Here is a 9,834-nt window from a genome sequence, read left to right as displayed (position 1 = left end):
CAGCTTCGGCGATTTATAGGTGATCGTGTTGCTGGTGCGGACGTTCGTGCCGTTGTCCGGGAACAGGTTTTTCGAGGTGCCCGCATAGCCGGTGCCGAAGGGGTCGACCGCGGCCAGCGCCGTGTGCCAGGGCGTGTACTGGCGGCCCAGGGCCACCTGGCCGGCACGCGTATTCAGGCCGACGAAGGCCTGGCGGTTGAAGATGGTGCCGGCAGCATCGACCTCGCCGGTGTCGATCTTGACGCCGGTTTCCAGCGTGAAGAAGGCGGACAGGCCGTTGCCGAGGTCCTCGGTGCCGCGGAAGCCGATGCGCGAGGCCGAGGCGGCGCCGCTGGTGAGCTTGGTGGACGGGCTGGCGACACCGCCATGTTCGCCGACGATGGCGGCGTCCACGATGCCGTAGATCTGCACCTGGGTCTGGGCCTGGGCGGCGGCGCCGGCGGCGAGGCCGATGATCAGTGCTGCTGCTTGCTTCATGCTGCTGTCTCCTGTTGTTATGGTAGGGGCGTGCGCCGGCCGCGCCGGCTTTTGACAAGCCGGTCGCAGTCGCTGCTTGGGTGAAAACGGGGCTTATTGGTGCTTACGTCACCGGGGCCGGATTGAACAGCGCCAGCGCGTTATGCAGGCGCCAGTGCTCGGCCCAGGTTTTCTTGCGTCCGCTGGCGACGTCGAGGATGAAGTGGAACAGCTCCCAGCCGACATCCGGGATCGTCGCTTCGCCGGTGGCGATGCGGCCGGCGTTGATGTCCATGAGGTCGTGCCAGCGCCGCGCCAGGTCGTCGCGGGTGGCGACCTTCACCACTGGAACCGCCGCCAGGCCGTAGGGTGTGCCGCGGCCGGTGGTGAACACGTGGACGTTCATGCCGGCGGCCAGCTGCAGCGTGCCGCAGATGAAATCGCTGGCCGGGGTGGCGGCATAGATCAGGCCCTTCTGCTCCAGCTTCTGGCCCGGCGACAGCACGCCGGTGATGGGCGCCGTGCCGGACTTGATGATCGAGCCCATCGCCTTCTCGACGATGTTGGCGAGGCCGCCCTTTTTATTCCCCGGCGTGGTGTTGGCGCTGCGGTCGACGCCGCCGCGCTTCAGGTATTCGTCGTACCAGGCCATCTCGCGGATCATGGCCTGGGCCGTGGCTTCGTCGATGGCGCGCGCGGTCAGCTGGTCGATGCCGTCGCGGACTTCCGTCACTTCCGAGAACATCACGGCGGCGCCGGCGCGCACCAGCAGGTCGCTGGCGAAGCCCACCGCCGGATTCGCGGTCACCCCCGAGAAGGCGTCGCTGCCGCCGCACTGCACGCCGACCACCAGATCGGAAGCCGGACAGGTCTCGCGGCGGCGCGCATTCAGCTCCATCAGGTGGCGCTCGGCGGTGTCCATGATGTTTTCGATCATGGAGCCGAAGCCGACGTGGGCGTTGTCCTGCAGGCAGACGTGGTCGGGGCCGTTCACGTCCTTGATCGGCATGGAAGAGGAAAGTCCAGCGGCCGGGAACAGGCGCCCCGGCTGCAGCTTTTCGCAGCCCAGGCTGACCAACATGGCGCGGCCGCCGAAGTTCGGGTTCTTCGCGATATTGCGCAGGGTGCGGATCGGGATCTCGGCGCCCGGCGCTTCGATGGCGACGCCGCATCCATAGGTGTGGTCGAGGCTGACGACGTCGTCGACGTTCGGGTACTTCGGCAGCAGCTCGTCCTTGATGCGCCTGACCGCGAACTCGACGACGCCGGACACGCACTGCACCGTGGTGCTGATGGCGAGGATGTTGCGGGTGCCGACCGAGCCGTCCGGGTTGCGGTAGCCTTCGAAGGTATAGCCTTCGAGCGGGGGCAGGGCTTCGGGGCGGATGGTGGCGATGGGCAGGTTGTCCAGCTCGCGCGCCGGCGGCATGCCGACCAGGGATTCCTCGATCCACTGGCCCGGCTCGATGTCGCGCAGCGCGTAGCCGATGGCAACGTTGTAGCGAAGGATGGCGTCGCCTTGCGGGATCGGGCGCAGCGCCACCTTGTGTCCTTGCGGGACCTTGTCCTTCAATACCAGTCCGTCGGGGAAGACGGTGCCGGCGGGCAGGCCGCCATCGTTCGCGACGATGGCGACGTTATCGTTGTCGTGCATCCGGATGCTGCGTGGCGTTCCGGTCGTGTGTGCGTCCATCTGAGTGCCTCCGTGCTGCCTGATTAGTGATGCGTCAGTTGTCTGACGTCTTACAAGCTGAGGGCCAGTATAATCAGGCATTCCTAAAATAGCAATCGACATGATGCTCTCCCCAGCACCTCGTAAACACCGCAATCTGGCCCAGCTCGTGGTGGCCCAGCTGACCGAGCACATCCGTAGCGGCGAGCTGAACCCCGGCGACAAGCTGCCGACCGAAACGGAAATCATGGCGGAACAGGGCGTGAGCCGCAGCGTGGTGCGCGAGGCAATCTCTCGCATGCAGGCGGCCGGCCTGGTCGAGACGCGCCACGGCATCGGCACCTTCGTGCTGCCGCCGGCGCCGCCCATCATGGGTATCGATCCGGCCACCGTGGTGACGGTGCGCGACGTGATCGCGCTGCTGGAATTGCGGATCGGCCTGGAGACCGAGGCGGCCGGCCTGGCGGCGGCGCGCCGCACCGAGTCCCAGCTGGCGGAGGTGAGGGCGGCGCTGGCGGCCCTGCAGCTGGCCGCGCGCCGCGGCGAGGACACCGTCGAGCTGGACCAGCGCTTCCACCTGGCGATCGCCCAGGCGTCCGGCAACGAATACTTCCGCGCCATCCTGCAGCACCTGGGCGCCAACATCATCCCGCGGGCGCGCATCAATTCGGCGCGCCTGACCCATGCCGATCCTGTGGCTTATATGGAACAGGTGGGGCGCGAGCACGAGCAGATCGTCGACGCCATTGCGCGCGGCGATGCGGAGTCCGCCCGGGCGGCGATGCGCCTGCACATCGGCAACAGCAGGGAGCGCCTGCGCAAGGCCCAGGAGTCGCTCGAGGCGGCCCAAGACACCGAGGCCCTGTCGATGTAAGATGTCTGACAAGCTTGCCGTACGGCTGAATCGTGCGGCAAGCGAGCTGTCATACAATCAAGCTTCTTACCATGGAGCTTGCCATGCCAATCTACCGCGTCTGGTACCGGGATAATCCTGAACCCTTGCAATTCGCTACGCCGAACCGCTGCAGCGACATGGAAATCCTCGAGCACATTCTGGCTCAAGAAAAAATCGCCCCGGCCGGCACGGAGCCGACCGTGAGCGAGATCATCGAGAAGAACCGGCTGGCGCCGGTGCGCTATACCGAGGACGAGAGCGAGCTCAACGTTATCGAGTAGGGCGGGCCTTCTCCATATTCGGCAGCAGGGCCGCCAGGATCCCCAGCAGCGGCAGGAAGGACGCGATCCGGTACACCTGCTCGATGCCGGCGACGTCGGCGATCTGCCCCATCGCGGCGGCGCCGATGCCGCTGATGCCGAACATCAGGCCGAAGAAGATCCCGGCGATCATGCCGACCTTGCCCGGCACCAGCTCCTGGGCGAACACCACGATGGCCGAGAAGGCCGAGGACATCACCAGGCCGATCACCACCGACAGCACGGCGGTCCAGCCGAGGCTGGCGTAGGGCAGGGCCAGCGTAAATGGCGCCGCACCCAGGATCGAGACCCAGATCACGCGCTTGCGGCCGATGCGGTCGCCGATCGGGCCGCCGGCGAAGGTGCCGATCGCCACCGAGGCCAGGAACAGGAACAGGTACATCTGCGCGGTGTCGACCGGCACGTGGAACTTTTCAATCAAGAAGAACGTGTAGTAGCTCGACAGGCTGGCCATGTAGATGTACTTCGAGAACACCAGCATCGCCAGCACGGCCAGGGCCTGGATCACGCGCTTGCGCGGCAGCGCCGGACCCGCGTGGGCGGCCGCCTTCTTCGGCGCGCTCTTGAGGTGGCTGCCGTACCAGCGGCTCACGCCCACCAGCACCGCCACCGCCAGCACGATCAGGACCGCGCACCAGGCGAACTTGCCGTGGCCGCTGCCCATCAGGATCGCGGCTGCCAGCAGCGGGCCGAGGGCCGAGCCGAGGTTGCCGCCGACCTGGAACAGCGACTGGGCGAAGCCGAAGCGTCCGCCCGAGGCCAGGCGCGCTACCCGCGAGGCTTCCGGATGGAAGGTCGAGGAACCGACGCCGATCAGGCCGGCGCCCACCAGCAGCATGCCGAAGCTGCCCGCCACCGACAGCAGGCCCACGCCGATCAGGGTCATGCACATCCCCACCGGCAGCAGGAAGGGTATCGGGCGCTTGTCGGTGTACAGGCCGATCCAGGGCTGCAGCAGCGAGGCGGTGCACTGGAAGGTCAGGGTGATCAGGCCCACCTGAGCGAAGCTGAGCGCGAATTCCTGCTTCAGCAGCGGATAGATGGCCGGCAGCGCGGCCTGCACGCAGTCGTTCAGCAGGTGGACGAAGGCGACCGAGAACAGGATCTGCAGCACGGTGCCCGAGGCCGCGGCTTTGGTGGGTGCAGGAGTGGAAGTCGTGGAGCTCATGGCGATGAATGATCTGGAAAGCCTAGGAGTGTAATATGGACAGTCCGAACGCATATTCCACTTTTCGTCGCCCAAGTGACACTCACACCCTCTCCCCGCTATCGCCCGCGTTTCATCGCGCTGCCGCGCAAGGTCACCGCGGTGCCGTCCGAGGCCCGCCACGGCGACATGATCGAAGCCCACAGCCACCCCTGGGTGCAGCTGCTGTACGCCAGCGACGGCCTGATGCGGGTGCGCACGGAACTGGGCGTCTGGATCATCCCGCCGCGCCGCGCCCTCCTGATCGCGCCGGGCGTGCTGCACGAGCTGACCATGCTCAGCAACGTCAATATGCGCACCCTGTACATCGATGCCGAGGCGGGCGGCAGCCTGGTCGAGGATTGCAAGGTGCTGGAAGTGAGCCCGCTGCTGCGCGAACTGATCCTGGCGCTGGCGCAGGAGCCGGTCGACTATCCGCCCGAGGGCCGCGGCGGCGACCTGGCGCGCCTGATCCTGTCCGAACTGGCGGCGATGGAGACGGTGCCGATCGCCGTCCCCTGGCCGCGCGACCGCCGCCTGCAGGCCTTGTGCACGGAGATCATGGCGCAGCCGGGCAGCCCGCGCCGCCTGGAAGACCTTGCTTTGGACGCCGGCGCCAGCGCGCGCACCTTGATCCGCCTGTTCCCGAAGGAAACGGGCCTGCATTACCGCCAATGGGTGCAGCAGGTCCACCTGGCCCATGCCTTCGAGATGCTGGCGCGCGGGGAAAGCGTGGGCGCGATCGCGCGGGCACTGGGCTATGCCAGTCCGAGCGCGTTCACGAGCATGTTCAGGCGATTGCTGGGCAGGACGCCCCAGCATTACCTGGCGGAGTGGAAGGGAAGTTAGGAAGCAATTCAGGAGCCGCCGGCCGGGGGAGGAGTGGGCACTGCCACATTCGCATGCGACGGCACCGCGCGGCCAGCGGCGCTGATTACGATAAGCGCATCAACCTGCAGGCGGTTTGTGCTGAATCAATCTCAATCAAATTACGTCGCCCGCGTGGCTTAATCACCGCGCAGGCGGGGCCAAGCTTATTTAAGTTCAACGTGCCGGATATTCCGCCGCCATTCCGACAGCGACTGCAAGGTATCCGTTTCCCCATCCTCGACCAGGATCTCGTCGCCATTCTTCGCGACGAGGAAGCTGGCACGGCGGTGAATGTCCTGCTTGCGGTTTTCCACGAAGCTGAGCTGGTAATAGGCCTTGCCCTCGATGACGCGCGGCGCCGGATCGTCCTCGATCACGGCGCCGTGCACCTTGCCTTTCGAGCTCTTCTCGATCTGCTCCGACCACGTCTTGATCTCAGGCAGCGCCATCAGTTCGGCGACGGCCTGGTCGCGCGTGCGGGTGGGGGCGGCGGGCGCCTCGGCGACGGCCGGCTTGGGCGGCGGCGTTTCTTCGCGCTTGCAGGCGGCAAGGGCGCACAGGGCGAGGAGGGTGGCGCCGATCAGGCGGACAGGACGTGTGGACATGGGTGAAAACATTGTGGACCAAGGACCAGTCTACACCCAGCATAGTCTTATGGGCAACTTATCGCAGGAACACATCCAGTGTCGGAAAGGCGGCCTCGGCGCGGATGCAATTCCACAAGCAGGAGGTCGCAATCAGCAGCATAGTCGCGCGACAGCTCTGCCGCTCCGCAGTCTCGCAGGTAATGCAGGGACCAGATCACGCCGGCTCATCCCTCCAGTTGCAGCCCGTGCTGCCGGCACCACCCTTCCAGCGCAACCCGGGTCTCTTCTTCGCGGAAGCGATACCAGGAATCGAGCAGGCCACGTTCCTCGACCAGGCGGGCAAACCTGTCGTAGCCGTCGCTGCGTTCGAACAGCTCGCGCACCCGGTCGCGGTCGCCTGCTAGGTGCGTGGCGGCGAAGCGGAACATCAGTTCGCGGCCCAGGCCCAGCGTGCTGGCGGCGGGGACGGACACGTAGGCGTCGCCGGCGTCGAAGTCGCCCGGCACTGGCGCTTCCTCGTCCATGTAGTCGTCGTTCAGCAGGTGGATCATGCCGGTGTCGCGCGCCACCAGCGCCTTCGCACTGCCTTCGCCGTCGTCGACCAGGATGGCCGCGTTTTCCAGTTCGTCCAGTTTTACTGATGGCATCGCTCGTCTCCCGGAATGAAAAAAGCCCGCGGGGCGCAAACCCCGCGGGCCTTACTTTACTACTCGGTTGGCTGTGGAGCCGTCCGGCTTGATTACATCATGCCGTCCATGCCGCCCATGCCACCCATGCCACCCATACCGCCCATGCCACCGGCCGGCTTGTCTTCGGCGATGTCGGAGACCATGCAGTCGGTGGTCAGCATCAGGCCAGCGATCGAGGCTGCGTTCTGCAGTGCCGAGCGGGTGACCTTGGCCGGGTCCAGCACGCCCATTTCGACCATGTCGCCGTAGGTGCCGTTGGCGGCGTTGTAGCCGTAGTTGCCGGTACCGGCCAGCACGGCCGACACGACCACCGACGGCTCTTCACCGGCGTTCTGGACGATCATTCGCAGCGGCTCTTCCATCGCGCGCAGGACGATCTTGATGCCGGCTTCCTGGTCCGGATTGTCACCTTGCACCTTGATTGCAGCGCGGGCGCGCAGCAGGGCCACGCCGCCGCCCGGAACGATGCCTTCTTCGACGGCAGCGCGGGTGGCGTGCAGCGCGTCTTCCACGCGTGCTTTCTTCTCTTTCATCTCGACTTCGGTAGCGGCACCGACGCGTATCACGGCAACGCCGCCGGCCAGCTTGGCAACGCGTTCCTGCAGTTTTTCGCGGTCGTAGTCCGAGGTCGCTTCTTCGATCTGGACGCGGACCATCTTGACGCGTGCTTCGATCGCTTCAGCGGCGCCGGCGCCATCGATGATGATGGTGTTTTCCTTGCCGACTTCGATGCGCTTTGCCTGGCCCAGTTCAGCCAGGGTGACCTTTTCCAGGGTCAGGCCGACTTCTTCGGCGATGACCTGGCCACCGGTCAGGATGGCGATGTCTTCCAGCATGGCCTTGCGGCGGTCGCCGAAGCCCGGGGCCTTGACGGCGACGGTTTTCAGGATGCCACGGATGTTGTTGACCACCAGGGTCGCCAGGGCTTCGCCTTCGATGTCTTCGGCGACGATGACCAGCGGACGGCCAGCTTTGGCAACTTGCTCCAGCACCGGCAGCAGGTCACGGATGTTCGAGATCTTCTTGTCGCACAGCAGGACGAACGGGTTCTCGTGAACGGCAACCTGCTTGTCCGGGTTGTTGATGAAGTACGGCGACAGGTAGCCGCGGTCGAATTGCATACCTTCGACGATGTCCAGCTCGTCGTTCAGCGACTTGCCGTCTTCGACGGTGATGACGCCTTCCTTGCCGACTTTTTCCATCGCTTCAGCGATGCGCTCGCCAACCGACGAATCCGAGTTGGCCGAGATGGTGCCGACCTGGGCGATCTCTTTCGAGGTGGTGGTCGGCTTGGCGATCTTCTTCAGTTCTTCGACGGTTGCTGCGACGGCCTTGTCGATGCCGCGCTTCAGGTCCATCGGGTTCATGCCGGCGGCAACGAACTTCATGCCTTCGCGCACGATGGCTTGTGCCAGCACGGTCGCGGTGGTGGTGCCGTCACCGGCGTTGTCGCTGGTCTTCGAAGCGACTTCCTTGACCATCTGCGCGCCCATGTTCATGAGCTTGTCTTTCAGCTCGATCTCTTTCGCGACCGAGACGCCGTCCTTGGTGACGGTCGGGGCGCCGAACGAACGGTCCAGCACCACGTTGCGGCCTTTCGGGCCCAGGGTGACTTTGACTGCGTTGGCCAGGATGTTCACACCCTCGACCATCTTGGCGCGTGCCACATCGCCGAAAATTACGTCTTTAGCTGCCATTTTATTAATTCTCCGTATTCAGGAAAGTGTTTGGACTGATTACTGGGCCACGACGGCCATGATGTCTTCTTCGCGCATGACCAGCAGTTCCTCGCCGTTGACCTTGACGGTCTGGCCCGAGTACTTGCCGAACAGCACGCGGTCGCCGACTTTCACTTCCAGCGGACGGACGTTGCCGTTTTCTTGCACTTTGCCGTTGCCCACGGCGAGAATCTCACCCTGGTCCGGTTTTTCGGCCGCTGCATCGGGGATGATCAGGCCGGACGCAGTTTTGGTTTCCTGGTCGAGACGCTTCACGATCACGCGATCGTGCAATGGGCGAAGGTTCATGCAAAACTCCTTTGATTGTTGATTGACTGTTCGTTTGATAACCGCCCCGGTATCGGCTGCGGTGCAAAGAGTTGTTAGCACTCTTCACTAACGAGTGCTAATTATAGGGACGATAATTTCCCATTTCAAGCGGTGATGTTGGGGATTTGCCAGTCTTTTTTGATGTTCCGCAAGCGGATCGACCCGCGCGGGGTAGGAAAGCGCAGAAGCCTACCATTCATTTCTTGAAACCCGCGCACGGCACGGCATCTGTTGACGAAAAATCGATCCCGATCCTATAGTTATGGATGATTTCCGAATTCCAAGAACTGTCCGATAAAATCGACCGCCTCGCCCAGCTGGCCCAATCGCTGCGCAGCGAGAACTATTTGCTGCGCCAGGCCAACGCCCTGCTGAGCGCGGAGAACGTCGATTTCAAGAACCGGCTGCTGCAGGCCCAGCAACGCGTCGAAGCGATGCTCGCCCATCTCGAACCCGCCGAGGTGTCCGTCGACGAGGACGCCCCCGCCAACCCTGACGACGAGGAGGCCGCGCAATGATCCAGCTCGATGTGCTCATCATGGGCCAATCCTACCGCCTGGCTTGCCGGGATGGCGAACAGCAGACCCTGCGCGAAGCGGTCCACTACCTCGACAGCAAGATGTGCGCCCTGCGCGACTCGGGCAAGGTCAAGGGAACCGACCGCATCGCCGTCATGGCCGCGCTGTCGGTGGCTGCCGAATTCCTGTCCGTGAAATCGCCGCAAGGCCCGCTCGGCGATCAGTCCATGCTGGAGGTCAAGCAGAAACTGGAAGCGATGAACTCGGTGCTGGATCAGGCCCTGGCGCCGCAGGAAAACCTGTTCTGAGATCAAATTCGTTTGACATGCCGGTTCATCGTAGTAAACTGGCGGCTACCCTGCGGTGTTCGAGATTTGCCATATATTCCTTGAACCATTCAATCGCATAGGTTGCGGAACATTCTCGGTGGGCGTGATCGTCACTAGTTTGACGAACCCGAAATTGAGCTGACTGTGACCACCTTGAGCCGTCAGGTTCGGGATGCCGGCAAAAACGGCACAGGCGGGGCTACAATCGGAGCGGTTGCGACACTTTATGTGCGCAGCCGCTTTTTTATTGTCCACGTTCTTTTG

Annotated in this window: 12 protein-coding genes and 1 other RNA gene; 6 read left to right on the top strand and 7 right to left on the bottom strand. The window is 64.2% G+C overall.

From position 1 onward, the window contains the following. Both AC1DIX_RS24450 and garD read right to left on the bottom strand, forming a co-directional pair. On the bottom strand, positions 1–477 hold a 477-nt coding region (locus AC1DIX_RS24450; protein ID WP_477327996.1), incomplete at its 3' end, for a porin. Between the two features lie 103 nt (positions 478–580). Further along, positions 581–2,149, bottom strand: a complete 1,569-nt coding sequence (gene garD, locus AC1DIX_RS24445; RefSeq protein WP_477327995.1) for a galactarate dehydratase — start codon at positions 2,147–2,149, stop codon at positions 581–583. 100 nt (positions 2,150–2,249) lie between these two features. On the opposite strand from garD, the gene AC1DIX_RS24440 reads away from it, so the two are divergent. Then, on the top strand, positions 2,250–3,002 hold the full coding sequence (locus AC1DIX_RS24440) for a FadR/GntR family transcriptional regulator (RefSeq protein ID WP_477327994.1): 753 nt from the start codon (positions 2,250–2,252) through the stop codon (positions 3,000–3,002). A gap of 83 nt (positions 3,003–3,085) precedes the next feature. Further along, the gene (locus tag AC1DIX_RS24435) at positions 3,086–3,304 is read left to right on the top strand and encodes a hypothetical protein (RefSeq protein WP_477327993.1); all 219 of its coding nucleotides are present in this window, start codon (positions 3,086–3,088) and stop codon (positions 3,302–3,304) included. Here the strand turns inward: AC1DIX_RS24435 and AC1DIX_RS24430 are convergent. Next, a complete protein-coding gene (locus tag AC1DIX_RS24430) occupies positions 3,294–4,511 on the bottom strand; it encodes an MFS transporter (protein ID WP_477253152.1) in 1,218 nt (405 codons plus the stop codon). The genes AC1DIX_RS24435 and AC1DIX_RS24430 overlap by 11 nt on opposite strands. A 75-nt stretch (positions 4,512–4,586) precedes the next feature. Between AC1DIX_RS24430 and AC1DIX_RS24425 the strand changes: the two genes are divergently transcribed. Then, complete coding sequence (locus AC1DIX_RS24425; protein ID WP_442123556.1) at positions 4,587–5,378, top strand: AraC family transcriptional regulator; 792 nt, start codon at positions 4,587–4,589, stop codon at positions 5,376–5,378. A gap of 185 nt (positions 5,379–5,563) precedes the next feature. Here the strand turns inward: AC1DIX_RS24425 and AC1DIX_RS24420 are convergent, their stop codons facing one another. The 4 genes from AC1DIX_RS24420 to groES all read right to left on the bottom strand — a co-directional run bounded on the left by AC1DIX_RS24420 (position 5,564) and on the right by groES (position 8,702). Further along, complete coding sequence (locus AC1DIX_RS24420) at positions 5,564–6,004, bottom strand: hypothetical protein (protein WP_477327992.1); 441 nt, start codon at positions 6,002–6,004, stop codon at positions 5,564–5,566. Positions 6,005–6,210: 206 nt separating this feature from the next. Next, positions 6,211–6,633, bottom strand: coding sequence for a hypothetical protein (locus tag AC1DIX_RS24415; RefSeq protein ID WP_477327991.1), 423 nt, complete (start codon positions 6,631–6,633; stop codon positions 6,211–6,213). A 92-nt stretch (positions 6,634–6,725) separates the two neighbouring features. Next, positions 6,726–8,372 (bottom strand): chaperonin GroEL, encoded by a 1,647-nt coding sequence (groL, locus tag AC1DIX_RS24410; protein ID WP_442123553.1) that lies wholly within the window; start codon positions 8,370–8,372, stop codon positions 6,726–6,728. 39 nt (positions 8,373–8,411) lie between these two features. Then, entirely contained in the window at positions 8,412–8,702 is a 291-nt protein-coding gene (groES, locus tag AC1DIX_RS24405; protein WP_052233260.1) for a co-chaperone GroES, read from the bottom strand. 287 nt (positions 8,703–8,989) lie between these two features. Between groES and AC1DIX_RS24400 the strand changes: the two genes are divergently transcribed. From AC1DIX_RS24400 to ssrS, 3 genes are all read left to right on the top strand, one after another. Continuing rightward, positions 8,990–9,241, top strand: coding sequence for a hypothetical protein (locus AC1DIX_RS24400; RefSeq protein WP_477327990.1), 252 nt, complete (start codon positions 8,990–8,992; stop codon positions 9,239–9,241). Continuing rightward, entirely contained in the window at positions 9,238–9,549 is a 312-nt protein-coding gene (locus tag AC1DIX_RS24395) for a cell division protein ZapA (RefSeq protein ID WP_477327989.1), read from the top strand. Before AC1DIX_RS24400 ends, AC1DIX_RS24395 begins: the two co-directional genes overlap by 4 nt. A 44-nt stretch (positions 9,550–9,593) precedes the next feature. After that, positions 9,594–9,774, top strand: a non-coding RNA gene (gene ssrS, locus AC1DIX_RS24390) — 6S RNA. Positions 9,775–9,834: the final 60 nt, after the last annotated feature.

It is taken from the genome of Massilia sp. 05N420 (genome assembly GCF_056397205.1).
Note: the sequence above shows the minus strand (reverse complement) of the source record. Positions and strands in the feature narration are given on the sequence as shown.

Coding starts and splice junctions, on each gene's coding strand:
- AC1DIX_RS24440 (WP_477327994.1), top strand. CDS start 2,250: ATGATGCTCTCCCCAGCACCTCGTAAACACCGCAATCTGGCCCAGCTC.
- groES (WP_052233260.1), bottom strand. CDS start 8,702: ATGAACCTTCGCCCATTGCACGATCGCGTGATCGTGAAGCGTCTCGAC.
- garD (WP_477327995.1), bottom strand. CDS start 2,149: ATGGACGCACACACGACCGGAACGCCACGCAGCATCCGGATGCACGAC.
- AC1DIX_RS24395 (WP_477327989.1), top strand. CDS start 9,238: ATGATCCAGCTCGATGTGCTCATCATGGGCCAATCCTACCGCCTGGCT.
- AC1DIX_RS24430 (WP_477253152.1), bottom strand. CDS start 4,511: ATGAGCTCCACGACTTCCACTCCTGCACCCACCAAAGCCGCGGCCTCG.
- AC1DIX_RS24420 (WP_477327992.1), bottom strand. CDS start 6,004: ATGTCCACACGTCCTGTCCGCCTGATCGGCGCCACCCTCCTCGCCCTG.
- AC1DIX_RS24435 (WP_477327993.1), top strand. CDS start 3,086: ATGCCAATCTACCGCGTCTGGTACCGGGATAATCCTGAACCCTTGCAA.
- AC1DIX_RS24415 (WP_477327991.1), bottom strand. CDS start 6,633: ATGCCATCAGTAAAACTGGACGAACTGGAAAACGCGGCCATCCTGGTC.
- groL (WP_442123553.1), bottom strand. CDS start 8,372: ATGGCAGCTAAAGACGTAATTTTCGGCGATGTGGCACGCGCCAAGATG.
- AC1DIX_RS24400 (WP_477327990.1), top strand. CDS start 8,990: ATGATTTCCGAATTCCAAGAACTGTCCGATAAAATCGACCGCCTCGCC.